The sequence below is a fragment of the Pseudomonas sp. P7758 genome (assembly GCF_013386485.1).
Lineage (GTDB): Bacteria > Pseudomonadota > Gammaproteobacteria > Pseudomonadales > Pseudomonadaceae > Aquipseudomonas.
The window spans coordinates 51,230-77,093 of sequence record NZ_JACARS010000051.1 but is presented as its reverse complement, the minus strand read 5'-3'; the positions used below and the strand labels follow the sequence as shown (position 1 = coordinate 77,093).

Sequence of the window (25,864 nt, the reverse complement as noted above, 5' to 3'; positions counted from 1 at the left end):
GGTCAGTCAATACATCTGGTGACTGACACTCCGCATTCGCGAGCAAGCCCGCTCCCACATTTTGATTTGCGTTGTTGCTTCTAGCGGGTACGCAGCCGCCCCGGCGCCTCACCGTAGGTTTCCTTGAATTTCTTGCTGAACGCCGCCTGGGATTGATACCCCGCCCGAGCGGCAATATCCGTCAGGCTCAGCCGCGACTGATGCAGCAGGTTGAACGCCAGCTCCATGCGCAACTGCGTCAGCAACACCCACGGCGACACACCCGCCACTTTGACAAACCCACGCATGAAGGTCGCCCGGGACATCGACGCGGCGCTGGCCAGGCTGTCGATGGTCCACTCATTCCCAGGATCCGCCAGCATCGCCTGCCAGGCCTTGCCCAGGCGTTTGTCGGTCAACAAGGCAAAGGTGCCCGCCACCGGCGCTTGCTGCGTCAGCCATGCCCGCAGGATCAGGGTGAACAACGCCGACGACAGCGCATCAATGAAAAACCGCGCCCCCAGCCGCTGCCCGTCCGCCTCGCTGCGCAGCAGTGCGATCAATGCCGCCAACTGTCCATCGGCCTGCCACTGCCGGCTGGACACCACCAGGTAGTCCGGCAACGCACTGAACAGCAACGACTGGCGGTTGTAGCGAAAGCTGCCGCAGAGCATGTCCACGTCCGGCTGCTCACCGCCCAGGCGATGGATCGGCAGCAAGCCGCCTTCGATCACGGTCTGCGCCACCGGCTTTACCCGCGCGCCCTGGCTGCGCACCAGGTGCGTCGCGCCACCGGGCATCAACAGGATGTCGCCCTCCTCCAGCGTCACCTGCTGCCCGCCGGACAATTCGGCGCGGCACGTGCCCGTCAGCACAATGTGATACGGCGCCACGCCCAGCGGCTCGGGCTCGTGGTCCATGGCCCAGGCGCCCTGGAACTGGCAACGCAGGTCCAGGCTGCCCCGCAGGTTGGCCAACGCGATGAGGGTGTCGATGGAGTTCATTTGCGAGCATCGGTCAAAAAGGTGAGTGGATCGAACAAAAGCGCCAAACCTGAACCGCGCACACTGGCTTCACACCCAACCCGCTCAGGAGTTAACACGATGTTCAATAACTGGTCCGACTTGCTGCCTACCGTGAAGAAAGCCTTTGGCGCGCTGGGCAAGAGCAACCCGAAGATGGTCAAAGCCTACATGGCGCTGGGGGAAGCAGCCGAGGAAAATGACGTCCTCGATGCCAAGACCCGCGAGCTGATTTCCATCGCCGTGGCCATCACCACTCGCTGTGACGGCTGCATCGGCGTGCATGCCGACGCGGCGATCAAGGCCGGCGCCACCCGCGAAGAAGTGGCCGCGACCCTGGCCACCGCGATCTCGCTGAATGCCGGCGCGGCGTATATCTACTCGCTGCGCGCCCTGGAAGCCTATGACACGCTCAAACCGGCGCCGCAAAGTTAAGCCGGAATTGTTGCGGCGTCACGCCCAGCCGGCGATTGAACACACTGCGCATGTGCTGGGCATCGCGAAAGCCGCATTGATACGCCACGGTCTTGAGCGGTGCGTGGGTGCTTTCGAGCATCACCCGCGCCGCATCCACCCGCGCCCGCTCGACGAACTCCGCCGGAGTGATCTGCGCCTCCCGGGCAAATACCCGCGAGAAGTTGCGCGCGCTCATGTTGGCGGCTTTGGCCAGGTCGGCGATGGTCAGGTCGCCCGTCAGGTTGGCCAATACATACAGCTGCACCAGCGCCACCGCCGAGGTGGCTTGCGCGTGGGGTGTCAGGAACGGGCTGAACTGCGACTGCCCGCCGGAACGCTGGGTGAACACCACCAGGCGCTTGGCCACGCTGAGGGCGACTTCCGGGCCGTGGTCCTGGGCCAGCAGGTACAGCGACAGGTCGATGCCCGCCGTCACCCCGGCCGAGGTGTAGAGGTTGCCGTCCTGCACATAGAGGCGGTCGGCTTCGACCTGGGCCGATGGGCATAAGGCGGCCAGATCGGCAGCGTCGCCCCAGTGGGTGGTGACGGTGCGCCCGTCCAGCAACCCGGCGCGGGCGAGCATAAAGGCACCGTTGCAGATGGAGCCGAAGCGCCGGGCTCGCGCACTGGCGTCACGCAGCCATTGATTGAACACCGGGCCGAAATCCTCGAAGGGCAGCTGAGGCCCGCCGGCCATCAACAGCAAGTCGTAAGGCTCGAGGGCCTCGCTGAAATGCCGGTGTGCCTGCAACGACAAGCCGTTGGAACAGGCCATGTTGCCGTGCCCCAGGCCAATCACCTCCAACTGGTAATGCGCCTCGGGCGGCAGAAAACGGTTGGCCTCGCAGAACACATCCAGGGGCCCGGTCACGTCCAGTGACTGGACGCCGGGGAAGATCAGGATGGCGACGGTTTTGCCCATGAGCAGGAACACCTTTTTCTAACTGAATAAACACAACCCTTGTAGGAGCTGGCTTGCCGGCGATGCAGACACCTCGGTGTAGCAGGTATACCGAGGTGATGCTATCGCAGGCAAGCCAGCTCCTACATTTGATCGCGCATAGCCTTGGCGCGATATCGCGGCACATTGGCCGGGATCGCATCCTCGCCGCGATGGCCCCTTCGCGGGCGCGCGACCAGACTGGACTCATCGGCGCCAACCCCGGCGCTTTCTTGAGGAGAACGACCATGAGCACCACCATCGCCGGCATCAAGATCCCGGACAGCGCCCTGGCCAAGGCCACCACCGAATACATCCGCGACATCGAATCCGACCTGCTCTACCACCACTCCCGCCGGGTGTTCCTGTTCGGCGCATTGAGCGGCGAGCGCCAGCAGTTGGCCTATAACCCGGAGTTGCTGTACGTCGGCGCGATGTTCCACGACCTGGGCCTGGTGGAAGGTCACCGCAGTGACGACGAACGCTTTGAAGTGGACGGCGCCAACGCGGCGGCGGACTTTCTCAAGCCTTACGGGTTGAGCGATGACGACATCGAACAGGTGTGGTTGTCCATCGCCCTGCACACCACACCGGGGGTGCCCAAGCACTTGCGTCCAACCGTGGCGCTGGTGACCGCGGGCGTGGAAATGGATGTGCTGGGAATGGAGTACGCGGCGTTTACCAGCGTGCAGCGCGAAGCGGTGGTGCATGCGCATCCACGGGGTGAAGGGTTCAAGGAGTGCATCATCTGCGCGTTTGCCGACGGCCTGCGCCATCGCCCGCAGACCACGTTTGGCAACGTGAAGACCGATGTGCTGGTGGATCAGGAGCCTGGGTTCAAGCCGATGAACTTCGTCGAGGTGATTCGCAAGTCGCCTTGGACTGCTTAACCCGAATTGGAATGCAATCAAAATGTGGGAGCGGGCTTGCTCGCGAAGGCAGTGGATCAGTCAATACATCCGGTGACTGACACTGCGCTTTCGCGAGCAAGCCCGCTCCCACATTTTTGATCCGGTTTCTTCAGGGCTACCTGATTAGACCGGTGCTGGAGCCCGACGCGAATCCGCCGGCTTCTCCCAACCATCCGCAGCCGCTTCCTCAATCGCCTGCTGGATCGCTTTCTTGCGGTGCTCTTCCGCACGACGGCTGAAGAACCACACCAGGAACGTCACGATCGACACCGCCAACAGAATCAGGCTGGCCACGGCGTTGATCTCGGGTTTAACCCCCAGGCGAACCGCCGAGAACACTTCCATCGGCAACGTGGTCGAACCCGGCCCCGACACGAAGCTGGCCAACACCAGGTCATCCAGCGACAGCGCGAACGACATCATGCCGCCCGCCGCCAGCGACGGCGCGATCATCGGAATGGTGATCAGGAAGAACACCTTCCACGGCCGCGCACCCAGGTCCATGGCTGCCTCTTCAATCGACAGGTCCAGCTCACGCAAGCGCGCCGACACCACCACCGCCACATACGCCGAACAGAACGTGGTGTGGGCGATCCAGATGGTCACCAGGCCACGTTCCTGCGGCCAGCCGATCATCTGCGCCATGGCCACGAACAGCAGCAACAGCGACAGGCCGGTGATCACTTCCGGCATCACCAGCGGCGCCGTCACCAGGCCGCCGAACAGCGTGCGGCCCTTGAACTGGCTGATGCGCGTCAGCACGAACGCCGCCAATGTACCGAGTGCCACCGCCGCAATCGCGGTGTAGCAGGCGATTTCCAGGGAGCGACCGACCGAGCCCATCAACTGGGTGTTGTCCAACAGGCCGACGTACCACTTGATCGACCAACCGCCCCACACCGTCACCAGTTTGGATTCGTTGAACGAGTAGATCACCAGGATCAGCATCGGCAGGTAGATGAACAGCAACCCCGCCACCAGCATGAAGCTTGAGAAACTGACGCGCTTCATATCTTGCCCTCCATCTCTTTGGCTTGGCTGCGGTTGAACAGGATGATCGGCACGATCAGGATCGCCAGCATCACCACCGCCAGGGCAGACGCCACCGGCCAGTCACGGTTGTTGAAGAATTCTTGCCACAACACTTTACCGATCATCAGGGTTTCCGGACCGCCCAGCAGTTCCGGGATCACGAACTCGCCCACCACCGGGATAAACACCAGCATGCAGCCGGCGATGATGCCGTTCTTGGACAGCGGCACGGTGATTTTCCAGAAGCTGTTGAAGGTACTCGAACCCAGGTCCGATGCGGCCTCCAGCAGGCTCTGGTCGTGCTTCACCAGGTTGGCGTACAGCGGCAGGATCATGAACGGCAGGTACGAATAGACCACGCCGATATACACCGCGATGTTGGTGTTGAGGATCTGCAGCGGTTCGTTGATCAACCCGATGGACATCAGGAAGCCGTTGAGCAAACCGTTGTTGCTGAGGATGCCCATCCACGCGTAGACCCGGATCAGGATCGCAGTCCAGGTCGGCATCATGATCAGCAGCACCAGCACGGTCTGGATTTCCTTGCGTGCGCTGGCAATGGCGTAGGCCATCGGGTAGCCGATCAGCAGGCAGAGGATGGTGCTGAAAAACGCCATCTTCAGCGAGCCCAGGTACGCCGCGATGTACAACTCGTCATCGCCCAGCATCCCGTAGTTGGCCAGGTTCAGCACCAACTGCAGTTTCTGCTCAACGAAGGTGTAGATCTCGGTGTAAGGCGGGATCGCCACGTCGGCTTCGGCAAAGCTGATCTTCAAGACGATGAAGAACGGCAGCATGAAGAACAGGAACAACCAGAGGAAAGGGATCCCGATGACCACATGCCGGCCACCGGGGGTTATTCGTTGCAGCTGGCGTTTGAACTTCTTCATGTTCATGAGCGAAGTACCACGCCGCTGTCGTCTTCCCACCACACGTACACCTGGTCGCCCCAGGTAGGGCGCTGGCCACGGCGTTCGGCGTTGGCCACGAAGGATTGCACCAGCTTGCCGCTCGGCAATTCGACGTAGAACACCGAATGGCCGCCAAGGTAGGCGATGTCGTGCACCTTGCCGCTGGACCAGTTGTGCTCGCAGGTCGGCATTTCGGTGGTCACCAGCAGCTTTTCAGGGCGGATGGCGTAGGTCACCGACTTGTCTTCCACCGAAGTGGCGATGCCGTAGCCGACGTAGATATCGCGGTCCAGGTCCGGGCACTTGAGTACCGCGTGGCCTTCGGCGTCGTCCACCACCTGGGTGTCGAAGATGTTGACGTTGCCGATGAACTCGCACACCAGGCGGCTGGTCGGCGTTTCATAGATGTCGATCGGACTGCCGATCTGGGCGATCCAGCCCAGGTGCATGATCGCGATGCGCTCGGCCATGGTCATGGCCTCTTCCTGGTCGTGGGTCACCATCACGCAGGTCACGCCCACGCGCTCGATGATCTCCACCAGTTCCAGTTGCATCTGCGAACGCAGCTTCTTGTCGAGTGCGCCCATCGGCTCATCGAGCAGCAGCAGTTTCGGACGCTTGGCCAGGGAACGCGCCAGCGCCACCCGCTGACGCTGGCCGCCAGACAGCTGGTGCGGCTTGCGCTTGGCGTACTGGCTCATCTGCACCAGCTTGAGCATCTCGGCCACACGGGCGTCGACCTCGGCCTTGGGGATTTTGTCCTGCTGCAGGCCAAACGCGATGTTCTGGGCCACGGTCATGTGGGGGAACAAGGCGTAGGACTGGAACATCATGTTGATCGGCCGCTCGTACGGCGGCATGTCGGTGATGTCCACACCGTCGAGGTAAATGCGTCCTTCCGTTGGGCGCTCGAAGCCTGCGAGCATGCGCAGCAAGGTGGATTTGCCCGAACCCGATCCGCCGAGCAAGGCGAAGATTTCGCCTTTCTTGATTTCCAGGGACACATCGTCCACCGCAATCGTCTCGTCGAACTTCTTCGTGACCCGGTCGATTTTGACCAGCACCTTTTTCGGTGTCTGGTCGCCCTCGAGGGCTTTCTTATAGGCGCCGGAGGCAACTGCCATTTACGAAACTCCCAGAATAAAAAGAGTGCAGCTCGCCCAATACGGGCCAGCCTTGGATAGTTTGAGCGTTAAGCCTTACTTGCCCGTCTTGACCTTGGTCCAGCTACGGGTCATCAAACGTTGCACTTTCGGGGGTAGCTCGAAGTTGACAAAAGTCCGGTCGAGAACCGCCTGCGGTGGGTAAACCGCTTCGTCGGTGCGTATCGATTGCTCCATCAGTTTGTCCGCCCCTGGGTTAGGGTTGGCGTAACCGACGTAATCACTGACCTGAGCGATCACTTCAGGTTTCAGCAAATAGTTGATGAAGGCGAGGGCCTCTTTGACGTTGGTGGCATCCTTGGGGATGGCCAGCACGTCGAACCACAGGTTGCCGCCTTCTTTCGGAATCACGTAGGCGATGTTCACGCCCTTGCCCGCCTCGGCTGCACGAGCCTTGGCCTGGAACACATCACCGGAGAAGCCGGCCGCCACGCAGATGTTGCCGTTGGCCAGGTCCGAGATGTATTTGGAAGAATGGAAGTAGGTCACGTAGGGACGCACTTTCAGGAGTTTCTCTTCAGCCTTCTTGTAGTCTTCAGGGTTGGTGCTGTTGGGGTTGAGGCCCATGTAGTTGAGGACCGCCGGCAGCATTTCATCCGCCGAGTCCATGAACGACACACCGCACGTGGCCAGCTTCTTCATGTTTTCCGGCTCGAACAGCACGGCCCAGGAGTCGATATGGTCGACGCCCAGCACTTCCTTGACCTTGTCGACGTTGTAGCCAATGCCGTTGGTGCCCCACAGATACGGCACGGCGTACTGGTTGCCCGGGTCGTTCTTTTCCAGGCGCTTGAGCAGCGCCGGGTCGAGGTTGGCGTAGTGGGTCAGTTGCGACTTGTCGAGCTTCTGGAACGCGCCGGCCTTGATCTGCTTGCCGAGGAAGTGGTTCGACGGCACGACCACGTCATACCCGGTACGCCCGGCGAGCAACTTGCCTTCCAGGGTTTCGTTGGAGTCAAACACGTCGTAGACCGGCTTGATGCCGGTGGCCTTTTCAAAGTTGGCCAGGGTGTCCGGGCCGATATAGTCCGACCAGTTATAAATATGCACAGTCGGCGCGGCCTGCACGCTGACAGCCAGCGTGATACCTGCACCCACCAGCAAGGCTTTGCGAAATAAAGAAATTGGCAAGTGGAGGTCCTCTTAAATAGTTGGGCCCGAAGTTGTTGCCCGGCAACAAAACCGGCGCGCAACTTACCCTCGATAAACCGATCCGGCAAAACTTTCTGTCATTTAATTGTTTCGCTAACCACCGCGCGCATCGCGGCAGTTAGCAAAACAGGTATCAAAGCGGCTTTACTTGCCCGATTTGATTTTGGTCCAGCTGCGGGTCATTTCCCGCTGAGTAGCAGCCGGCAAGTCAGCAATGGCATACAGCTTGGCTTGCACGTCCGCTGGCGGATAAATGCCTGGGTCGCTGGTGATGTCTTTGTCGACCAACGCGGTAGCTTTCTCGTTACCGTTCGGGAAACGTACGCTGTTGGTAATGCCCGCCATGACTTCCGGCTTCAGCAGGTAGTTCATGAACTTGTAGGCAGCGTCGACGTTTTCGGCATCTTTAGGGATGGCGACCATGTCATAGAAGCTGCCGGCACCTTCTTTCGGAATGTCATAGGCAACCTTGACCTTGCCACCGGCTTCAGCCGCGCGGGACTTGGCCTGTTGCACGTCACCCGAATAACCCACGGCTACGCAGATGTTGCCGTTGGCCAGGTCGGAAATGTACTTGGACGAGTGGAAGTAGCCGATCGAAGGACGCAGTTTGAGGAACAGGGCCTCGGCTTGCTTGAGGTCTTCCTTCTTCTGGGTGTCGGTCGGCAGGCCCAGGTAATGCAGTGCCACCGGCAGCATTTCGGTTGGCGAATCGAGGAAGCTCACACCGCAGCCTTTGAGCTTGGCGAGGTTTTCCGGCTTGAGGATGGTGTCCCACGAGTCGATCTTGTCGATGCCCAGTGCGGCCTTGACCTTCTCCGGGTTGTAGCCGATGCCGATCGAGCCCCACATGTACGGGAAGGCGTGCTTGTTGTCCGGGTCGCTGATGGACACTGCTTTAAGCAGGGACTTGTTCAGGTTGTCGTAGTTCGACAGCTTGGACTTGTCCAGTTCCTGGTAAACACCGGCCTTGATCTGCTTGGCGAGGAAGTTGTTCGACGGCACGACAATGTCGTAGCCGGACTTGCCTGCCAGCAACTTGGCTTCCAGGGTTTCGTTGGAGTCGAACACGTCATAGACCACCTTGATCCCGGACTCTTTTTCAAAGTTCGCGATGGTGTCCGGTGCGATGTAGTCGGACCAGTTATAAACGTGCAGCACTTTATCGTCGGCGTGTGCCGCGCCTGCCATGGCCCCCATCAGGGACAAGGCCAGGAGGGTCTTGCCAGCGTTCTTCAAACCTAATGCCTTCATTCGGTCATGCTCCAATTTTTTCTTTTTTGGGCCACGTTCGTTCTTTAATTACAACGTGTTTCGCAGCCCGTCTAAGGGCGACAAAACAGGGCGACAGTCTGGCAAGTTCAGGGGCTGGCTTTCAACCAATGCCCCGCTTTTCTAACATCCCAGAGGCAGCGCCCGACAGGCGCTGCGTTCTGAGCCTAGCATTTAGCCCTGCAATGCCGCCAAAGTCAGGTCCAGGCAGTGCCGCGCCTTGGTCACCAACTCGTCTATCTCGGCCTTGCTGATCACCAACGGTGGCGAAATGATCATGGTGTCGCCCACGGCGCGCATGATCAGGCCATTCTCGAAGCAGAACGTGCGGCAGATCATGCCAACACCACGGCCTTCATAACGCTTGCGCGTTGCCTTGTCCTGAACCAGCTCGATGGCACCGAGCATGCCCACACCGCGAACTTCACCCACCAACGGGTGATCAGCCAGTTCCCTCAAACGCTTTTGCAAATAGGGTGCCGTTTCGTCGTGCACGCGCTTAACAATTTGTTCATCGCGCATGATGCGGATGTTTTCCAGGGCTACCGCTGCCGCCACCGGGTGACCGGAATAGGTGAAGCCGTGGTTGAAATCACCGCCTTCGTTCAGCACGGCGACCACTTCGTCGCGCACGATCAGGCCGCCCATCGGGATGTAGCCGGAGGTCAGGCCCTTGGCGATGGTCATCATGTCGGGCTTGAGGCCGTAGAAATCGCTACCGAACCACTCACCGGTGCGGCCAAACCCACAGATCACTTCGTCAGCCACGAACAGGATGTCGTACTTGGCGAGGATTTCCTTGATGCGCGGCCAGTAGCTGTCTGGCGGCACGATCACGCCACCGGCACCCTGGATCGGCTCGGCAATAAAGGCACCGACGTTGTCCACGCCCAGTTCCAGGATCTTCTCTTCCAGCTGGTTGGCCGCCCACACGCCGAATTCTTCCGGGCTCATGTCGCCGCCTTCGCCGAACCAGTAAGGCTGGGCGATGTGGACGATGCCCGGGATCGGCAAGTCGCCTTGTTCATGCATATAAGTCATGCCGCCCAGGCTGGCGCCGGCCACGGTTGAACCGTGGTAGCCATTCTTGCGGCTGATGATGGTTTTCTTGTTCGGCTGGCCTTTGATCGCCCAGTAGTGGCGGACCATACGCAGCATGGTGTCGTTGCCTTCGGAGCCGGAGCCGGTGAAGAACACGTGGTTCATGCCCTGCGGGGCGATATCGGAGATGGCTTTGGCCAGTTCCAGCACCGGCGGGTGGGCGGTCTGGAAGAACAGGTTGTAGTAAGGCAGTTCTTTCATCTGCTTGGCGGCCGCATCAGCCAGTTCATCGCGACCGTAACCGATCGCCACGCACCACAGGCCGGCCATGCCGTCGAGAATCTTGTTGCCTTCGCTGTCCCACAGGTAAACGCCGTGGGCTTTGGTGATGATCCGTGGGCCTTTCTCTTTCAATTGCTTGAAGTCGCTGAACGGCGCCAGGTGGTGATCGCTGCTCAAGGCTTGCCATTCACGGGTTTGCGGGTTGTTGCTGGACATACCAATCTCCTAGATGTTTCAGGTGAGGACGCGCCGTTTGAAGGGCGCGCCCGGCGCATCAGACGGCGAAGAGCAGGAATTCCCGCTCCCACGAACTGATCACGCGCTTGAAGTTTTCATGCTCGGCCCGCTTGACCGCGACGTAGCCTGTGATGAATTTGTGACCCAGGTATTTCTCGATGGTCTTGCTGTTTTCCATGCGTTCCAGGGCGTCTTCGATGGTCAGCGGCAGGCGCAGGTTGCGGCGCTCGTAACCACGACCCACCACCGGCGCGCTTGGGCTGATGCCTTCGACCATGCCGATGTAGCCACACAGCAGGCTGGCAGCGATCGCCAGGTACGGGTTGGCGTCGGCACCGGGCAGGCGGTTTTCCACCCGACGGTTTTGTGGGCCGGCGTCCGGAACCCGCAGGCCAACGGTGCGGTTCTCTTCGCCCCACTCCACGTTGACCGGCGCCGAGGTGTCGGGCAGGAAGCGGCGGAACGAGTTGACGTTAGGGGCGAACAGCGGCAGCAGCTCGGGGATGAACTTCTGCAGGCCGCCGATGTGGTGCAGAAACAGCTCGCTCTTGGTCCCGTCTTCATTGGAGAACACGTTCTTGCCGGTGGCGATATCGATGATGCTCTGGTGCAGGTGCATCGCGCTGCCGGGCTCGCCGGTCATGGGCTTGGCCATGAAGGTGGCCGCCACGTCGTGCTTGAGCGCCGCTTCGCGCATGGTGCGCTTGAACACCAGGATCTGGTCGGCCAGGGACAGTGCGTCGCCGTGACGGAAGTTGATTTCCATCTGCGCCGTGCCGTCTTCGTGGATCAACGTGTCGAGGTCCAGTTCCTGCAATTCGCACCAGTCGTAGACGTCTTCGAACAACGGGTCGAATTCGTTGGCCGCTTCTATAGAGAAGGACTGGCGGCCAGTCTCCGGGCGACCGGAGCGGCCAATCGGCGGTTGCAGCGGGAAGTCCGGGTCTTCGCAGCGTTTGGTCAGGTAGAACTCCATCTCCGGCGCCACGATGGGCTGCCAGCCCTTGTCGGCGTAGAGCTTGAGGACTTTCTTGAGCACGTTGCGCGGCGACAGCTCGATCGGGTTGCCTTGCTTGTCGTAGGTGTCGTGGATCACCTGGGCCGTAGGCTCTATGGCCCAGGGCACAAGGTACACCGCGTTCTCGTCCGGGCGGCAGATCATGTCGATGTCGGCCGGGTCGAGCAATTCGTAATAGATGTCGTCTTCGACATAGTCGCCGGTCACGGTCTGCAACAGAACGCTTTCGGGCAGGCGCATGCCTTTTTCGGCGATGAACTTGTTGGTCGGCGAGATCTTGCCCCGGGTGATGCCGGTGAGGTCGCCAATCATGCATTCGACTTCTGTGATCTTGTGGTCTTTCAACCAATCGGTGAGCTGGTCGAGGTTGTTACTCATAAATGCCTCTGGGCTGTGTTTCCTGACATCCATTAAAGGTCAGGCGTAAGTTGACGCAGCATCCGCGTCGCGTTGCATCACCCGCTTTCGACAGGCATTGCCAAATGCCTGGAAGATTGCGAGGTAGTGCGGGTTAGAGCTTACCTGCCATTCGGGGTGCCATTGCACTCCTAAAGCAAAAGCCTTGCCCGCGGGCACTGAAAAGCCTTCGATCAGGCCATCCGGCGCGGTGGCCTCGACCTGGAAACCGGCCGCCAGGCGATCAATGCCCTGTGAATGAATCGAGTTGACCTGGATCGTCGACGGCAAGCCCAGGCTTGCCAATACCCCATTCGGGGAGATGGTTACCGGATGTGCCGGGCCGTACTGGATGTCCAGCGGCTGGGTGTCGTCTTCGCGGTGATCCATCATGCCCGGCACTTCATGAACCTTCTGGTGCAGGCTGCCGCCAAACGCCACGTTCATTTCCTGGAAGCCACGGCAAATCCCCAGCACCGGAACACCGGCCGCTATGGCTGCACGCAGCAGCGGCAGGGTGGTTTGGTCCCGTGCAGAATCATGAGCAGTCCCGGGCGCGCTGGCCGGACCGTCGTAGTGAAAGGGTTCGATATTGGAAGGTGAGCCGGTAAATAGAATGCCGTCCAGACCGTCAAGAATATTGGCCGGGTCGAGCAGATCCGCCAGGGACGGAATAATCAACGGCAAGCCCTTGGCAGCGGTGGCCACTGCACGGACGTATTTGTCGCCACTGATGTGATAAGCATGCAGACCGACCTGTTTGGAGCAGGCGGTGACGCCGATTAACGGCAGGCGAGACATGAAGCACCCCGGTATTATTGCTGTTATGGGTTTGAATCGAGCTTAGCCTTGTTCATTTTTTTACACAACACCCCCGTAAAAAATACAACACGGCCCGCTCAAACGTGCTGGTTCCAAGAGCACCAATCCCAAAAAATCGCCCCAAAAAGCCCCAAAAAAGCCCTCACGGCGCTTTTTTAGGGCAAAAAAGGCCTCGCTTGACTTCGGCATGCCGTTCGGGTTGACTGAAACCCGAAGAGATCAATGATTGATATTTTTAACAACAAAGGTGTTGCATCATGTCGGTACCCCCGCGTGCCGTTCAGCTTAACGAAGCGAACGCGTTCCTTAAGGATCATCCTGAGGTTCTGTACGTAGACCTTCTAATTGCGGATATGAATGGTGTGGTGCGCGGCAAGCGCATCGAACGCACCAGCCTCCACAAGGTTTACGAGAAGGGCATTAACCTGCCTGCCTCTCTATTTGCCCTGGATATCAATGGCTCAACGGTGGAAAGCACCGGCCTGGGTCTGGACATCGGTGATGCTGACCGAATCTGTTATCCAATCCCCGACACCCTGTGCAATGAACCCTGGCAAAAGCGCCCAACCGCGCAACTGCTGATGACCATGCACGAACTCGAAGGTGAACCTTTCTTCGCCGATCCTCGCGAAGTACTCCGCCAAGTTGTAAGCAAATTTGACGACCTCGGTCTGACCATCTGCGCCGCATTCGAGCTGGAGTTCTACCTGATTGACCAGGAGAACGTGAATGGCCGGCCACAACCGCCCCGCTCGCCGATCTCCGGCAAACGCCCGCATTCGACACAGGTCTACCTGATCGACGACCTCGACGAATACGTCGACTGCCTCCAGGACATTCTGGAAGGTGCAAAAGAGCAAGGCATCCCTGCCGACGCCATCGTCAAGGAAAGTGCCCCGGCGCAGTTCGAAGTGAACCTGCACCACGTTGCCGACCCTATAAAGGCCTGCGACTACGCGGTACTGCTCAAGCGCTTGATCAAGAACATCGCCTACGACCATGAGATGGACACCACCTTCATGGCCAAGCCTTACCCGGGCCAGGCAGGCAACGGCTTACACGTACACATTTCGATCCTGGACAAGGACGGCAAGAACATCTTTGCCAGCGAGGATCCCGAGCAGAACGCCGCATTGCGTCACGCGATCGGCGGTGTGCTGGAGACCCTACCCGCCCAAATGGCGTTCCTGTGCCCTAACGTCAACTCCTACCGTCGTTTCGGCGCACAGTTCTACGTGCCGAACTCGCCGTGCTGGGGCTTGGATAACCGCACCGTGGCGATTCGCGTACCGACCGGCTCGTCTGACGCCGTACGTATCGAACACCGTGTGGCCGGGGCTGATGCCAACCCTTACCTGCTGATGGCTTCGGTATTGGCGGGCGTGCATCACGGCCTGACCAACAAGATCGAGCCTGGCGCACCGGTGGAAGGCAACAGCTACGAGCAGAACGAACAGAGCCTGCCGAACAACCTGCGTGATGCCCTGCGCGAGTTGGACGACAGCGAGGTGATGGCCAAGTACATCGATCCTAAATACATCGATATCTTCGTCGCCTGTAAGGAAAGTGAGCTGGAGGAGTTCGAACACTCCATCTCCGACCTTGAGTACAACTGGTACCTGCATACCGTGTAAGCGGTTGCCGAGCTAAAAAAAACGCCGCAGGCCTTTGGCCTACGGCGTTTTTTTATGGCTGTTGTGGCGAGGGAGCTTGCTCCCGCCGGGCTGCGAAGCGGCCCCAATAAGAACACCGGGTTCTTTCAGGCGGAACCGAGGTGCAGGTCTTGGGCCTGCTGCGCAGTCCAGCGGGAGCAAGCTCCCTCGCCACAGGGTATGGATCATCCAGTGGCTCTGCGTACAATGCCCGCTGCCCTGTAGGAGACTTCAATGAATCGCCCTGCCACTCTTCGCAAACCCCGCGCCCGCAGCCAGGCCCGGATCGACGCGATCCTCGACGCCGCCCGCACCTTGCTGGCCGCCGAAGGCGTGGCCAGCCTGTCGATCTACAGCGTGGCCGAGCGGGCGCAGATTCCACCGTCATCTGTGTATCACTTCTTCGCCAGCGTGCCGGCGTTGCTGGAGGCGCTGACCGCTGACGTTCATGCGGCCTTTCGCGCGGCCATTCAGGCGCCCATCGATCATGATTCACTCAAGCACTGGCGCGACCTGTCCTGCGTGGTGGAGCAGCGCATGCTCAGCATCTACAGCAACGACGCCGCCGCCCGCCAATTGATCCTGGCCCAGCACGGGTTGACCGAAGTGACACAGGCCGACCGCCAGCACGACCTGGAGCTGGGAAACCTGATGTTTGAGGTGTTCAACCGGCACTTCGAGGTGCCGAGCCTGCCCGCCGATGTCGACGTGTTTGCCCTGGCCCTGGAACTGAGCGACCGCGTCTACGCGCGCTCGGTGCATCAGCATGGGCAAATCACCCCGCGCATGGCCGAGGAAGGCATGCGGGTGTTTGATGCGTATGTGGGGCTCTACTTGCCGGCGTTCTTGCCCAAGCGGGTGGCTGCGCTCTGATTTTTTGTTGCCTGTCCGGGCCTCTTCGCGAGCAAGCCCGCTCCCACATTCGACCGTATTCCAAAGGTAGAACTCGGTCAAATGTGGGAGCGGGCTTGCTCGCGAAAGCAATCTTGAGAACGACAAAAACCCCGACAGGCTTTCACCTTCGGGGTTTGTGCGAACCATTGATCACAACTTGGCGATCGACACCTCGGTGGATTTCACGAAGGCAATCACTTCACTGCCGATCACCAGTTCCAGCTCTTTCACCGAGCGGGTGGTGATCACGGAAGTGACGATGCCGGACGCGGTCTGTACGTCGATTTCCGACAGCACGTCGCCTTCGACGATTTCCTTGATGGTGCCTTTGAACTGGTTACGCACGTTGATGGCTTTGATAGTCATGGTCGTTCTTCCTGTGTAAGACAAGTGAGTTATTGAGCCCAACGCAATTGCGTAGGCAGCGGTGAAACAGGTTCGGGTTCCGGCGGGGTGCCGGGCAGCGACAACACACGGTTAAGCACTTCGGTTTCCAGCGCCGCCAGGCGGTGGGAGCCACGCACCCGCGGACGTGGGAGTTCCACGTGCAGGTCGAGGCCGATTTCGCCGTCTTCGATCAAAATCACCCGGTCGGCAATGGCCACGGCTTCGCTGACGTCGTGGGTCACCAGCAACACGGTGAAGCCGTGCTTCTGCCAGAGGTTCTCGATCAGTTGCTGCATCTCGATCCGGGTCAGGGCATCCAGCGCCCCCAGCGGTTCGTCCAGCAGCAACAGGCGCGGTTGGTGGATCAGGGCGCGGGCCAGGGCCACGCGCTGCTTCTGGCCACCGGACAACGCCGCCGGCCACTCATTGGCGCGCTCGGCCAGGCCGACCGCTTCCAGCGCTTCCAGTGCCTGCGGGCGCCAGTTGCCCTTGAGGCCAAGGCCCACGTTGTCGATGATCTTTTTCCACGGCAGCAGGCGCGCTTCCTGGAACATCAACCGCGTGTCTTCAATCGCTTCGCTCAGCGGCGCGGAGCCGGCGAGCAGTTCGCCGCCGCTGGCTTTGTCCAGCCCGGCCAGCAGGCGCAGCAAGGTACTTTTGCCGCAGCCACTGCGGCCCACGACCGCCACGAATTGACCGGCGGGAATATGCAGGTCGATTTCCTTCAGCACTTCCCGCGCGCCGAAAGCCTTGCGCAACTTGCGCACTGCCAGGGGAATGCCCCGCAGCAGGCGTGGAGGTTGTTGAGCGGTCATGCCGCACCTCCTTTATTCACTTGATAAGCCGGGTGCCAGCGCAGCCAGACTCGCTCCAGGCCCCGCGCCGCCAGGTCTGCCAGCTTGCCGAGGACCGCGTAAAGCACGATCGCCAGAACCACCACGTCGGTCTGCAGGAATTCCCGGGCGTTCATCGCCAGGTAGCCGATACCGGAACTGGAGGAGATGGTTTCCGCGACGATCAACGTCAGCCACATAAAGCCCAGCGCGAAGCGCACGCCCACCAGAATCGAAGGCAAGGCGCCCGGCAAAATCACTTGGCGAAACAGGCTGAAACCGGACAGGCCATAACTGCGGGCCATTTCCACCAGCGCCGGGTCGACGTTGCGGATGCCGTGGTAAGTATTGAGATAGATCGGGAACAGTGTGCCGAGGGCGACCAGGAATATCTTCGCCGTCTCGTCGATGCCGAACCACAGGATCACCAGCGGGATCAGCGCCAGGTGCGGCACGTTGCGGATCATCTGCACCGAGCTGTCCAGCAGGCGTTCACCCCAGGTCGACAGGCCGGTGATAAACCCCAGGGTCAGGCCGATGCTGCCGCCGATCACAAAGCCCAGGCCCGCACGCCAGCCGCTGATGGCCAGGTGGGTCCAGATTTCGCCGCTGCGCACCAGGCTGACACCCGCTTCGATCACCGCGCTGGGTGCCGGCAGAATGCGCGTCGACAACCAGCCGGCCGAGACGGACAGCTGCCATACCGCCAGTAACAGGATCGGCAGCGCCCAGGGCGCCAATCGATGACTTAACTTTTCAAGGTTCATGGCGGCGCCTCAGCTCTGGGACGCAGCTTTGGGAAGAATGTCGTTGGCGACCATTTCGCCGAACGGGCTGACGTAGCCGGCGCCTTTCGGCAACTCGGGACGCTCGATGTCCAGATGCGGGAACAGCAACTCCGCTACGCGATACGACTCTTCCAGGTGTGGATAGCCGGAGAAGATAAAGGTATCGATACCGAGGTCCGCGTATTCCTTCACCCGCGCGGCCACGGTCGGGCCATCGCCCACCAGTGCCGTGCCGGCGCCACCGCGTACCAGGCCTACGCCCGCCCACAGGTTGGGGCTGACTTCCAGGTTGTCGCGGCTGCCGCCGTGCAAGGCGGCCATGCGTTGCTGGCCTACGGAATCAAAGCGCGACAACGACGCCTGGGCGCGGGCGATGGTTTCATCGTCCACGTGGGAGATCAGTTTGTCGGCGGCCTGCCAGGCTTCGGCGTTGGTTTCACGCACGATCACATGCAGGCGAATGCCGAAGCGCAGGGTACGTCCGAGCTTGGCAGCCTTGGCGCGAACCTGTGCAATCTTTTCCGCCACCGCAGCCGGAGGCTCGCCCCAGGTCAGTACCATTTCCACTTGTTCGGCTGCCAGGTCCTGGGCGGCTTCGGAGGAGCCACCGAAATACAGCGGCGGGCGCGGTTGCTGGATCGGCGGATAGAGCAACTTGGCGCCTTTGACGCTGATGTGCTGGCCGTCGTAATCGACGGTCTCACCTTCCAGTACGCGGCGCCAGATGCGGGTGAACTCCACCGAGGCCTGGTAACGCTCTTCATGGCTCAGGAACAAACCGTCGCCGGCCAATTCATCCGGGTCTCCACCGGTCACCAGGTTGAACAACGCCCGGCCGCCGGACAGACGATCCAGGGTCGCGGCCTGACGCGCAGCCACCGTCGGGGAAATGATCCCGGGGCGCAGCGCGACAAGGAATTTCAAGCGTTGGGTCACCGGGATCAGCGACGCCGCCACCAGCCACGAATCCTCGCAGGAGCGGCCGGTGGGGATCAGTACCCCGCCGAAGCCAAGGCGGTCGGCCGCCTGGGCCACTTGCTGCAAGTAGCCGTGATCAACGGCGCGAGCGCCTTCGGCGGTGCCAAGGTAATGGCCGTCGCCGTGGGTAGGCAGAAACCAGAAAATATTGAGGCTCATGGAGTTGTCTCCTGAAGAAGTCGGATTACGGCGCTTTGGCAACGGCGGCAGGTGGTGTCCAGATCACGTCCTTGATGCTCAAGGGTTTGGGGATCAATTTGAGTTGGTAGAAGCTGTCGGCGATTTTCTGTTGCGCCGCGATCACTTCAGGCGTCAGGAACTGCGCACCGTAGCCCTGGCGTTTTACCGAGGTCAGGGTGATGTCGGCCGGCAGGCCCAGCAGCGGAGCAACTTGTTCGGTGACTTGTTCCGGGTTGGCCTTGGACCATTCGCCCACGGCGCGGACTTCTTCCACCAGCGTCTTGATCACTTCAGGGTGTTTTTCGGCGTACGGCTTGGTGGCCAGGTAGAACTGATGGTTGTCGGCAATGCCGGTGCCGTCACGCAGCGTGCGGGCTTGCAGTTGCTTCTCGGCGGCTGCCTGGTACGGGTCCCAGATCACCCAGGCATCGACGCTGCCACGCTCGAACGCGGCGCGGGCATCGGCGGGCGGCAGGAACACGGTCTGCACGTCGGTGTATTTCAGGCCGGCATCTTCCAGGGCACGTACCAGCAGGTAGTGCACGTTGGAGCCTTTATTGAGGACGACTTTCTTGCCCTTGAGGTCTTGCACCGATTTGATCGGCGAGTCTTTCGGTACCAGGATCGCTTCGCTGGTAGGCGCCGGCGGTTCATAGGCGACGTAGAGCAGATCGGCACCGGCAGCCTGGGCGAACACTGGCGGGGTTTCACCCGTCACGCCGAAGTCGATGGAGCCTACGTTCAATCCTTCCAGCAGCTGCGGGCCGCCGGGAAACTCAGTCCACTGCACTTGCACGCCCTGCTCGGCCAGGCGCTTTTCCAGCGAGCCCTTGGCCTTGAGCAGCACCAGGGTGCCGTATTTCTGATAGCCGATCCGCAAGGTTTCGGCGGCCTGGGCTTGAACGATGGCGCCGAAGGACACAGCCGCAGCAAACAGTGCGACCAGACCACGACGCAAGATGACAGTGCGCATGGCGCTCTCTCCAAATATACGATTAGGGGGTTGGCTGCACCTGCTTGGCCGTTGGCGGCTGAGTAAGGTGAGTAGTACTTGTCGAATTCAGGTAAAGCTGGGTAAGGCTTAAATGCTCCAGCGAGCACTCAACAAACGTTCATTCAACACATTGGGGTCAAGGGGTTTCGGGCGGCGGGCCATGGCGCTGTAGAACGTCTCCAAAGCCTCGCTCAAGCGTTGTTCCAGCACCGGCACCAGTTGCGCCTGGGCGCTGCCTTCGCCGTAGGCGATCTGGCTGTCTTCGGCGAAAATCCCGTGGAGCAATTCCTGGGCTTTCAATGCCGACAGCACCGGCTTCAGCGCGTAGTCCACCGCGAGCATGTGGGCGATGCTGCCGCCGGTGGCCATCGGCAACACTATTTTGTGGGCCAGGGCGCGTTCAGGCAGCAGGTCGAGGATGGTTTTCAGCGCGCCGGAAAACGAAGCCTTGTACACCGGCGTGGCGATCACCAGGCCATCGGCGTTCGCCACTTGCTGCAACAGGTCGATGATTTTCGGGCTATCGAACCGCGCGTGCAGCAAGTCTTCGGCCGGGAAGTCCCGTACCTGATAACTCACCACTTCCACGCCTTGTTGCTGCAACCAGTTGCGGGTGTGATCCAGCAAGACCCCGGACCGGGAACGTTGGCTGGGGCTACCACCAAGTGTTACGACCAGCATGTAGGAAATTCCTTTGGAAAGTGTCGGCGGTTCGCTATGTGGCGATGGCGCCAAGATGGGACAGACCATATCAGCCAATTTATATATCTATAAATCTTATTTTTTCATTTGTTTATTCTTTAAATGCATATGCTGCCGACTAAATCTCAGGCATAAAAAAAGGCCGTCGAAACGGCCTTAAAACCCCTGCTATGTGAGACTTGAAATGCGCGCAAGTGTGGGAGCGGGCTTGCTCGCGAAAGCGGTGTGTCATTCAAAGATGCATCAACTGACAGTGCGCATTCGCGAGCAAGCCCGCTCCCACATGTGGTTGTGTGTCAGCGATTCGGTTGAGGGGTGAGCCGCAGGTACGGCTTCACCGCCCGGTAACCCTTCGGAAAGCGTTTCTTGATCTCTTCCTCGTCCTTGAGCGACGGGACTATCACCACTTCGTCACCGTCCTGCCAGTTGGCCGGGGTCGCGACTTTGTGGTTGTCGGTCAGTTGCAGCGAGTCGATTACCCGCAGGATTTCGTGGAAGTTGCGACCGGTGCTGGCCGGGTAGGTGATGGTCAGGCGAATCTTTTTGTTCGGATCAATCACGAACAGCGAACGCACGGTAAGGGTGTCACTGGCATTCGGGTGGATCAGGTCGTACAGGTCGGAGACCTTGCGGTCAGCGTCGGCCAGGATCGGGAAGTTGACGATGGTGTTCTGGGTTTCGTTGATGTCTTCGATCCACTTGTGGTGGGAGTCCACCGGGTCCACCGACAGCGCAATGGCCTTGACGCCCCGCTTGGCGAATTCATCCTTGAGCTTGGCGGTGAAACCCAGCTCGGTGGTGCACACCGGGGTAAAGTCCGCCGGGTGGGAAAACAGCACGCCCCAGCTATCGCCCAGCCACTCGTGGAAGCGAATCTTGCCGGCGCTGGAATCCTGTTCAAAGTCGGGGGCGATGTCGCCCAGTCTGAGGCTCATGGTGTGGCTCCTGATGAGTGCTTATGGAGCCCACTGTGCCTGTGTCGCGGATTATTTAAAAAGAATAAATATCGATTTATCTAGACGATAAAGGAATATTAAAAATCTGTTCATTGGACTTGGCAACGGGCGTGGATCAACATCCGCTTCAAGGTTCGAGAAGGCCTTGAGACGCTGTACAAAGAGGGGTTCAGGACGGGCTTGCGGGGGTTGAGCCCGGCTTGAAAAGTAAAGCACCCTGCCCGGCATTGCGCCGGGCAAGGTTTTACGCTCTTACTTGAACGCGTAGGTGTAGCTGAGGATTACGCGGTTTTCGTCCTGGGAACGGGTGTTCGCCAGGTCGGTACGCCACATCGCGTTTTTCCAGGCAACGCCCAGGTTTTTCAGCGGACCTTCTGGAACAACGTAAGCCAGGGTCAGGTCGCGTTCCCACTCGTTACGCTCGCCGACGGTGGTGTCGATGTTGCTACCTTTGAGGTAAACCACACCGGCAGTCAGGCCAGGTACGCCGATCTTGGCGAAGTCATAGGCGTAGCGAGCTTGCCAGGTACGTTCGCCAGCACGGGCAAACTTCTGGATTTGCATGTCGGTGATGGTGCTGTTAGACGAGCCGTCACCTTGGTTCAGCCAAGGGAAGTCGCTGTCGCCCTTGGTGTACTGGTAGCCAGCACCGAAGGTGTGACCGGCAACCGAGTACAGCGCCAGGTAGCTGTACAGGTCGTTGTCGACCTTACCTTTGACCTTGGTGGCGTTGGTCGGATGATCCGAGTAGTAGCCGGAGGTGTAGTAACCGGCAGTATCACCGTTGGCACCGTTGTCACGGCTGCGGTAGTAGCGCAGGTCACTTTTCAGGACGCCAGGACCGATCGCCCAGTTGTGGACCAGGCCCAGGAAGTTCTGAGAGTAGAAATCCTTCAGCTCGCCGAAGTAGTACGAAGCGGTCAGGTCTTTGTTGATTTTGTAGTCAGCACCGGCGTAGTAGAACTTGTTGACGAAGTTACCAGCGTCGTAGTTCGAGCTGCCGTTGGCACCGGCCAGGGACAGACCTTCATTGTTGCTGGAGTTACGGCCTTTGGAGTGCTCGATCTGACCAGCAGTCAGGGTCAGGTCCTTGAACTCGTTCGAAGAGATCTCGCCGCCCTGGAAGGTTTGTGGCAACAGACGACCGTCGTTGGTCTTGATCACCGGGTTGTTCGGCTGCAAGGTACCGATCTTCAGCACGGTTTGGGAGATCTTGACCTTACCGGTCACGCCCAGGCTGGCGAAATCGTGAACGGCCTTGTTGCCATCACTTGGGAACACGGTGCCGCCGGAAGCAGTACCAGTGTAGTTACCGTGATCAGCGCGGCTGGAATCCAGACGCACGCCGTACAGGCCGATGGCGTCAAGACCGAAGCCCACAGTACCTTGGGTAAAACCCGAGATGAAACGCAGGTCGAAACCCTGACCCCATTCAGCGTTTTTGCTGCGGGTGTTCGAGGTAGCCGATGGCTTCAGATCGCGGTTGTCGGTGTTGATGTAAAAGTTACGTACGCCCAGCGTGATCTTGCTGTCATCGATAAAACCAGCGGCGCCTGCTTGTTGGGCGATTGCCCCCAAAGCTACGGCCAACGCCAATGTTGACTTCTTCATGTACCGCTCCTCTCATTTCTAATTTTTGTATTTCTTAGGTCTCGGGTCTGACGCCCTCGATCCACAGATGCGCGATTAGCACCGGATAGTGACTGACAAGTCAATCGTAACCTTGTGTGTCTACTACTTTCGTCTAACCGCAGTTAATTTGGTCCTTGCAGGGTAATGAGTTTTTCATACACCCAAAAAGAATTGTTTCGTCCTTTTTCATACCATTCAGGAATAACGCTTTCCATGGGACGGTCAAGCCGACAGGCGATGCCGCTCCATAAGCGTTTTCCGAAAGAGTATGTCTTTGCGCTTTTTTAGATCGTTTTGTGTTGACCAAACGGGGTCATACGTCACTCACGATCAAAAACGCGACGCCATCATGGCCAAACGCACATCATTCCGTCAATTTGTTACAGTTTTTGTATCGATGAAACTTTTCTGCCGTCCCAGCAATCCACCTCACCGTACCCGGTGATAATGTCACTTTGATGTCAGTTATATGTATAAATTGGCAAACCCTGTGTTCAGGGCCGATGCGTCCGCCGAGGAGCACGACTCGCCAAAGTGACAGGCGAGAGGATTGCCCCCTCGCCCCTTAGCCTTACAACGCCTTTTCGAAAATCTTCGAATTACGCTGATAGTTGTATAACGACGCCCGCGCCGACGGCAGGCGATCCACCGTGCTCGGCACAAAACCACGTTCGCGGAACCAGTGGGCGGTACGGGTCGTCAGCACGAAGAGCGTCTTCAAACCCTGGGCCCGGGCACGGGTCTCGATGCGCTCCAGCAGCTCGTCACCGCGACCGCCATGACGGTACTCCGGGTTCACGGCCAGGCACGCCAGCTCCCCTGCGTCGGAGTCGGCGATCTGATACAGCGCCGCACAGGCGATGATCATGCCTTCACGTTCCACCACGCTGAACTGCTCGATTTCCCGCTCCAGCACTTCCCGGGAACGACGCACCAGAATCCCCTGCTCTTCCAGCGGGCTGATCAGGTCCAGCAACCCGCCGACGTCTTCAATCGCCGCTTCGCGCACCAGTTCGAACTGTTCCTGGGCCACCAGCGTACCGCCGCCATCCCGGGTGAACAGCTCGGTCAGCAAGGCACCATCTTCGGCATAACTGACAATGTGGCTGCGCCCTACGCCGCCACGGCAAGCCTCGGCGGCCGCGTCCAGCAATTCGGCCTGGTAGTTGTTGCCCAGGCGTTGCAGGTGCGCGGGCACCTGTTGCGGCCGCAATTCACGCACCAGGCGGCCGTGCTCGTCGATCAGGCCGAGATCGGCACCGAACAGCAGCAACTTGTCCGCGCCCAGGTCGATGGCCGCGCGGGTGGCGACGTCTTCACAGGCGAGGTTGAAGATTTCGCCGGTAGGCGAGTAGCCCAGCGGCGACAGCAGCACGATGGAGCGCTCGTCCAGCAGGCGGTTGATGCCCTTGCGGTCGACCCGGCGCACTTCGCCGGTGTGGTGATAGTCGACGCCTTCAAGTACACCGATCGGGCGCGCCGTCACCAGGTTGCCGCTGGCCACCCGCAGGCGCGAGCCCTGCATCGGCGAAGAGGCCATGTCCATCGACAAGCGCGCTTCGATAGCAATGCGCAGATGGCCGACCGCATCGATCACGCACTCCAGAGTCGCGGCATCGGTGATGCGCAAGCCTTCGTGGTAAGCCGGGGTCAGGCCGCGGGCGGCGAGGCGGGTTTCAATTTGCGGGCGCGAACCGTGGACCAGCACCAGTCGCACGCCCAGGCTGTGGAGCAGCACCAGGTCGTGGACGATATTGCCGAAGTTCGGGTGCTCTACACCATCGCCCGGCAGCATGACGACAAAGGTGCAATCCCGGTGGGCATTGATGTAAGGCGAAGCGTGACGAAGCCAATTGACGTATTCGGGCATAAAAACCTGGGCCTGTAATAAAAAGCAGCCAAAAATGGATGAATCGCAAAAACGCACAGCGGGCTGTTGGTTATCGTCGGAACAGGCTTGGCGACACGCTCGCTCTCCTTCTATGTACGGATGGGCAGGGGTTAATTTATGCAGGTATCAGGCAGTAATGTTGAATCAGTTCACGCAATAGACGCACTGTAGGCGTCAAGCGTGACATTTCAAGGTACTCGCCTGGCTGGTGGGCGCAGGCGATATCGCCAGGGCCAAGCACCAGGGTCTCGCAACCAAGGCGCTGAAGATAAGGCGCTTCGGTGCCGAACGCCACTGCTTCGGCGCGATGACCGGTAAGTCGTTCAGCTACCCGCACCAACTCTGCATCCTCGGCCTGCTCGAACGGCGGCACTTCGGGGAACAGCGGCGCGTAGTCGATCTTCACCTGATGGCGCTCGGCCAAGGGTTCGAGCTTCTGCCGGATGGCAGCGCGCAGCACCTGGGGATCCATGCCCGGCAGGGGCCGCAGGTCGAATTCCAGGGAGCATTGGCCGCAGATGCGGTTGGGGTTGTCGCCACCGTGGATGCAGCCGAAGTTCATGGTCGGCTGCGGCACGCTGAACTGCGGATTGCGGTATTCGCGCTGCCAGGCCAGGCGCAGGCCACGCAGTTCGCCAATGGCGTCATGCATGGCTTCGAGGGCGCTGTGGCCCAGGCTTGGGTCCGACGAATGGCCGCTGCGCCCGAGGATATCGATGCGCTCCATCATTACGCCCTTGTGCAGGCGGATGGGTTTGAGGCCGGTGGGTTCACCGATCACCGCCGCACGGCCCAAGGGACGACCCGCCTCGGCCAGTGCACGAGCACCGGCCATGGAGCTTTCTTCATCGCAGGTAGCAAGAATCAGCAGCGGCTGCTTGAAAGGCTGGTCGAGCAACGGCTGGACGGCTTCGATCACCAGGGCGAAAAAGCCCTTCATGTCACAGCTGCCCAGTCCTACCCAGCGGCCGTCGACTTCCGTCAGCTTGAGCGGATCGGTCTGCCATAGGGCGCCGTCGTACGGCACGGTGTCACTGTGGCCCGCCAACACCAGGCCGCCAGGGCCGGTGCCGAAACTGGCCAACAGGTTGAATTTGCCTGGGCTGACCTGTTGGATGTCGCAGGCAAAGCCCAGGTCTGCCAGCCAGGTGGCGAGCAAATCGATGACCGGGCGGTTGGATTGGTCGAGAGAGGCCTGGGTACAACTGACCGAAGGCGCGGCAATCAGCGCGGCGAATTGATCTTTCATGGACGGTAAAGGCATGCGCTGTCTCTCAACTTCCCGGACGAACCCCATCATAGAGCTATCTGAGTGACACAATAAACCGTTGCGGCACGTTGCC

General features: G+C 59.9%; 24 protein-coding genes. 4 read left to right on the top strand and 20 right to left on the bottom strand.

Annotation, left to right across the window (positions count from 1 at the left end):
* Positions 1 to 80 precede the first annotated feature (80 nt).
* The gene (locus tag HX873_RS11115) at positions 81 to 983 is read right to left on the bottom strand and encodes an AraC family transcriptional regulator (RefSeq protein ID WP_177122668.1); all 903 of its coding nucleotides are present in this window, start codon (positions 981 to 983) and stop codon (positions 81 to 83) included.
* Between the two features lie 99 nt (positions 984 to 1,082).
* Here HX873_RS11115 and HX873_RS11110 point away from each other — a divergent pair, with 99 nt between their 5' ends.
* Complete coding sequence (locus tag HX873_RS11110) at positions 1,083 to 1,436, top strand: carboxymuconolactone decarboxylase family protein (RefSeq protein WP_078739652.1); 354 nt, start codon at positions 1,083 to 1,085, stop codon at positions 1,434 to 1,436.
* On the opposite strand, the gene HX873_RS11105 is transcribed toward HX873_RS11110, so the two are convergent.
* The gene (locus HX873_RS11105; RefSeq protein WP_003213876.1) at positions 1,414 to 2,379 is read right to left on the bottom strand and encodes a GlxA family transcriptional regulator; all 966 of its coding nucleotides are present in this window, start codon (positions 2,377 to 2,379) and stop codon (positions 1,414 to 1,416) included. The genes HX873_RS11110 and HX873_RS11105 overlap by 23 nt on opposite strands.
* Before the next feature lie 266 nt (positions 2,380 to 2,645).
* Here HX873_RS11105 and HX873_RS11100 point away from each other — a divergent pair, with 266 nt between their 5' ends.
* Complete coding sequence (locus tag HX873_RS11100) at positions 2,646 to 3,287, top strand: HD domain-containing protein (protein WP_003213877.1); 642 nt, start codon at positions 2,646 to 2,648, stop codon at positions 3,285 to 3,287.
* 144 nt (positions 3,288 to 3,431) lie between these two features.
* Here the strand turns inward: HX873_RS11100 and HX873_RS11095 are convergent, their stop codons facing one another.
* From HX873_RS11095 to HX873_RS11060, 8 genes are all read right to left on the bottom strand, one after another.
* Complete coding sequence (locus HX873_RS11095; RefSeq protein WP_008438909.1) at positions 3,432 to 4,319, bottom strand: ABC transporter permease subunit; 888 nt, start codon at positions 4,317 to 4,319, stop codon at positions 3,432 to 3,434.
* Entirely contained in the window at positions 4,316 to 5,236 is a 921-nt protein-coding gene (locus HX873_RS11090; RefSeq protein ID WP_003213882.1) for an ABC transporter permease subunit, read from the bottom strand. The genes HX873_RS11095 and HX873_RS11090 overlap by 4 nt, the downstream gene beginning before the upstream one ends.
* On the bottom strand, positions 5,233 to 6,375 hold the full coding sequence (locus HX873_RS11085; protein ID WP_003195240.1) for an ABC transporter ATP-binding protein: 1,143 nt from the start codon (positions 6,373 to 6,375) through the stop codon (positions 5,233 to 5,235). Before HX873_RS11085 ends, HX873_RS11090 begins: the two co-directional genes overlap by 4 nt.
* A gap of 75 nt (positions 6,376 to 6,450) precedes the next feature.
* Positions 6,451 to 7,545 (bottom strand): polyamine ABC transporter substrate-binding protein, encoded by a 1,095-nt coding sequence (locus HX873_RS11080; protein ID WP_003213885.1) that lies wholly within the window; start codon positions 7,543 to 7,545, stop codon positions 6,451 to 6,453.
* A gap of 165 nt (positions 7,546 to 7,710) precedes the next feature.
* Entirely contained in the window at positions 7,711 to 8,805 is a 1,095-nt protein-coding gene (locus HX873_RS11075) for a polyamine ABC transporter substrate-binding protein (protein ID WP_003213887.1), read from the bottom strand.
* 207 nt (positions 8,806 to 9,012) lie between these two features.
* Positions 9,013 to 10,377 carry an aspartate aminotransferase family protein gene (locus tag HX873_RS11070; RefSeq protein WP_177080604.1) on the bottom strand — a complete coding sequence of 455 codons (1,365 nt, stop codon included), beginning with the start codon at positions 10,375 to 10,377 and terminating at the stop codon, positions 9,013 to 9,015.
* A 58-nt stretch (positions 10,378 to 10,435) separates the two neighbouring features.
* Complete coding sequence (locus HX873_RS11065) at positions 10,436 to 11,794, bottom strand: glutamine synthetase family protein (RefSeq protein WP_003213891.1); 1,359 nt, start codon at positions 11,792 to 11,794, stop codon at positions 10,436 to 10,438.
* A 39-nt stretch (positions 11,795 to 11,833) separates the two neighbouring features.
* A complete protein-coding gene (locus HX873_RS11060) occupies positions 11,834 to 12,613 on the bottom strand; it encodes a gamma-glutamyl-gamma-aminobutyrate hydrolase family protein (protein WP_003213893.1) in 780 nt (259 codons plus the stop codon).
* A gap of 278 nt (positions 12,614 to 12,891) precedes the next feature.
* Between HX873_RS11060 and HX873_RS11055 the strand changes: the two genes are divergently transcribed.
* Together HX873_RS11055 and HX873_RS11050 are read left to right on the top strand one after the other, a co-directional pair.
* Positions 12,892 to 14,268, top strand: coding sequence for a glutamine synthetase family protein (locus tag HX873_RS11055; RefSeq protein ID WP_003213894.1), 1,377 nt, complete (start codon positions 12,892 to 12,894; stop codon positions 14,266 to 14,268).
* 252 nt (positions 14,269 to 14,520) lie between these two features.
* Complete coding sequence (locus HX873_RS11050) at positions 14,521 to 15,159, top strand: TetR/AcrR family transcriptional regulator (RefSeq protein WP_177122667.1); 639 nt, start codon at positions 14,521 to 14,523, stop codon at positions 15,157 to 15,159.
* 171 nt (positions 15,160 to 15,330) lie between these two features.
* Here the strand turns inward: HX873_RS11050 and HX873_RS11045 are convergent, their stop codons facing one another.
* The 10 genes from HX873_RS11045 to argE all read right to left on the bottom strand — a co-directional run bounded on the left by HX873_RS11045 (position 15,331) and on the right by argE (position 25,785).
* Positions 15,331 to 15,546 (bottom strand): molybdopterin-binding protein, encoded by a 216-nt coding sequence (locus tag HX873_RS11045; protein WP_003213899.1) that lies wholly within the window; start codon positions 15,544 to 15,546, stop codon positions 15,331 to 15,333.
* A 29-nt stretch (positions 15,547 to 15,575) separates the two neighbouring features.
* Positions 15,576 to 16,382, bottom strand: coding sequence for an aliphatic sulfonates ABC transporter ATP-binding protein (ssuB, locus tag HX873_RS11040; protein ID WP_008438906.1), 807 nt, complete (start codon positions 16,380 to 16,382; stop codon positions 15,576 to 15,578).
* Positions 16,379 to 17,167, bottom strand: a complete 789-nt coding sequence (ssuC, locus tag HX873_RS11035; RefSeq protein ID WP_177122666.1) for an aliphatic sulfonate ABC transporter permease SsuC — start codon at positions 17,165 to 17,167, stop codon at positions 16,379 to 16,381. The genes ssuB and ssuC overlap by 4 nt, the downstream gene beginning before the upstream one ends.
* Positions 17,168 to 17,176: 9 nt before the next feature.
* On the bottom strand, positions 17,177 to 18,325 hold the full coding sequence (ssuD, locus tag HX873_RS11030; protein WP_003213905.1) for an FMNH2-dependent alkanesulfonate monooxygenase: 1,149 nt from the start codon (positions 18,323 to 18,325) through the stop codon (positions 17,177 to 17,179).
* A 25-nt stretch (positions 18,326 to 18,350) separates the two neighbouring features.
* Entirely contained in the window at positions 18,351 to 19,319 is a 969-nt protein-coding gene (locus tag HX873_RS11025) for a sulfonate ABC transporter substrate-binding protein (RefSeq protein ID WP_003213907.1), read from the bottom strand.
* 108 nt (positions 19,320 to 19,427) lie between these two features.
* Positions 19,428 to 20,021: an NADPH-dependent FMN reductase gene (gene ssuE / locus HX873_RS11020; RefSeq protein WP_177009078.1), complete on the bottom strand. Its 594-nt coding sequence runs from the start codon at positions 20,019 to 20,021 to the stop codon at positions 19,428 to 19,430.
* 317 nt (positions 20,022 to 20,338) lie between these two features.
* Positions 20,339 to 20,977: a peroxiredoxin gene (locus HX873_RS11015; protein WP_003213910.1), complete on the bottom strand. Its 639-nt coding sequence runs from the start codon at positions 20,975 to 20,977 to the stop codon at positions 20,339 to 20,341.
* 273 nt (positions 20,978 to 21,250) lie between these two features.
* On the bottom strand, positions 21,251 to 22,609 hold the full coding sequence (locus HX873_RS11010; RefSeq protein WP_003213912.1) for an OprD family porin: 1,359 nt from the start codon (positions 22,607 to 22,609) through the stop codon (positions 21,251 to 21,253).
* Positions 22,610 to 23,201: 592 nt separating this feature from the next.
* The gene (gene argA / locus HX873_RS11005) at positions 23,202 to 24,500 is read right to left on the bottom strand and encodes an amino-acid N-acetyltransferase (RefSeq protein WP_003213914.1); all 1,299 of its coding nucleotides are present in this window, start codon (positions 24,498 to 24,500) and stop codon (positions 23,202 to 23,204) included.
* A 136-nt stretch (positions 24,501 to 24,636) separates the two neighbouring features.
* Positions 24,637 to 25,785, bottom strand: coding sequence for an acetylornithine deacetylase (gene argE / locus HX873_RS11000; RefSeq protein ID WP_177122665.1), 1,149 nt, complete (start codon positions 25,783 to 25,785; stop codon positions 24,637 to 24,639).
* Positions 25,786 to 25,864: the final 79 nt, after the last annotated feature.

What these genes read in the sequence shown, in the direction of transcription:
- HX873_RS11045 (WP_003213899.1), bottom strand. Translation starts at nt 15,546, where the DNA reads ATGACTATCAAAGCCATCAACGTGCGTAACCAGTTCAAAGGCACCATC.
- argE (WP_177122665.1), bottom strand. Translation starts at nt 25,785, where the DNA reads ATGCCTTTACCGTCCATGAAAGATCAATTCGCCGCGCTGATTGCCGCG.
- HX873_RS11060 (WP_003213893.1), bottom strand. Translation starts at nt 12,613, where the DNA reads ATGTCTCGCCTGCCGTTAATCGGCGTCACCGCCTGCTCCAAACAGGTC.
- HX873_RS11105 (WP_003213876.1), bottom strand. Translation starts at nt 2,379, where the DNA reads ATGGGCAAAACCGTCGCCATCCTGATCTTCCCCGGCGTCCAGTCACTG.
- HX873_RS11070 (WP_177080604.1), bottom strand. Translation starts at nt 10,377, where the DNA reads ATGTCCAGCAACAACCCGCAAACCCGTGAATGGCAAGCCTTGAGCAGC.
- HX873_RS11085 (WP_003195240.1), bottom strand. Translation starts at nt 6,375, where the DNA reads ATGGCAGTTGCCTCCGGCGCCTATAAGAAAGCCCTCGAGGGCGACCAG.
- HX873_RS11095 (WP_008438909.1), bottom strand. Translation starts at nt 4,319, where the DNA reads ATGAAGCGCGTCAGTTTCTCAAGCTTCATGCTGGTGGCGGGGTTGCTG.
- ssuB (WP_008438906.1), bottom strand. Translation starts at nt 16,382, where the DNA reads ATGACCGCTCAACAACCTCCACGCCTGCTGCGGGGCATTCCCCTGGCA.
- ssuC (WP_177122666.1), bottom strand. Translation starts at nt 17,167, where the DNA reads ATGAACCTTGAAAAGTTAAGTCATCGATTGGCGCCCTGGGCGCTGCCG.
- HX873_RS11015 (WP_003213910.1), bottom strand. Translation starts at nt 20,977, where the DNA reads ATGAGCCTCAGACTGGGCGACATCGCCCCCGACTTTGAACAGGATTCC.
- argA (WP_003213914.1), bottom strand. Translation starts at nt 24,500, where the DNA reads ATGCCCGAATACGTCAATTGGCTTCGTCACGCTTCGCCTTACATCAAT.
- ssuE (WP_177009078.1), bottom strand. Translation starts at nt 20,021, where the DNA reads ATGCTGGTCGTAACACTTGGTGGTAGCCCCAGCCAACGTTCCCGGTCC.
- HX873_RS11115 (WP_177122668.1), bottom strand. Translation starts at nt 983, where the DNA reads ATGAACTCCATCGACACCCTCATCGCGTTGGCCAACCTGCGGGGCAGC.
- HX873_RS11055 (WP_003213894.1), top strand. Translation starts at nt 12,892, where the DNA reads ATGTCGGTACCCCCGCGTGCCGTTCAGCTTAACGAAGCGAACGCGTTC.
- HX873_RS11050 (WP_177122667.1), top strand. Translation starts at nt 14,521, where the DNA reads ATGAATCGCCCTGCCACTCTTCGCAAACCCCGCGCCCGCAGCCAGGCC.
- HX873_RS11065 (WP_003213891.1), bottom strand. Translation starts at nt 11,794, where the DNA reads ATGAGTAACAACCTCGACCAGCTCACCGATTGGTTGAAAGACCACAAG.
- HX873_RS11110 (WP_078739652.1), top strand. Translation starts at nt 1,083, where the DNA reads ATGTTCAATAACTGGTCCGACTTGCTGCCTACCGTGAAGAAAGCCTTT.
- HX873_RS11010 (WP_003213912.1), bottom strand. Translation starts at nt 22,609, where the DNA reads ATGAAGAAGTCAACATTGGCGTTGGCCGTAGCTTTGGGGGCAATCGCC.
- HX873_RS11100 (WP_003213877.1), top strand. Translation starts at nt 2,646, where the DNA reads ATGAGCACCACCATCGCCGGCATCAAGATCCCGGACAGCGCCCTGGCC.
- ssuD (WP_003213905.1), bottom strand. Translation starts at nt 18,325, where the DNA reads ATGAGCCTCAATATTTTCTGGTTTCTGCCTACCCACGGCGACGGCCAT.
- HX873_RS11025 (WP_003213907.1), bottom strand. Translation starts at nt 19,319, where the DNA reads ATGCGCACTGTCATCTTGCGTCGTGGTCTGGTCGCACTGTTTGCTGCG.
- HX873_RS11090 (WP_003213882.1), bottom strand. Translation starts at nt 5,236, where the DNA reads ATGAACATGAAGAAGTTCAAACGCCAGCTGCAACGAATAACCCCCGGT.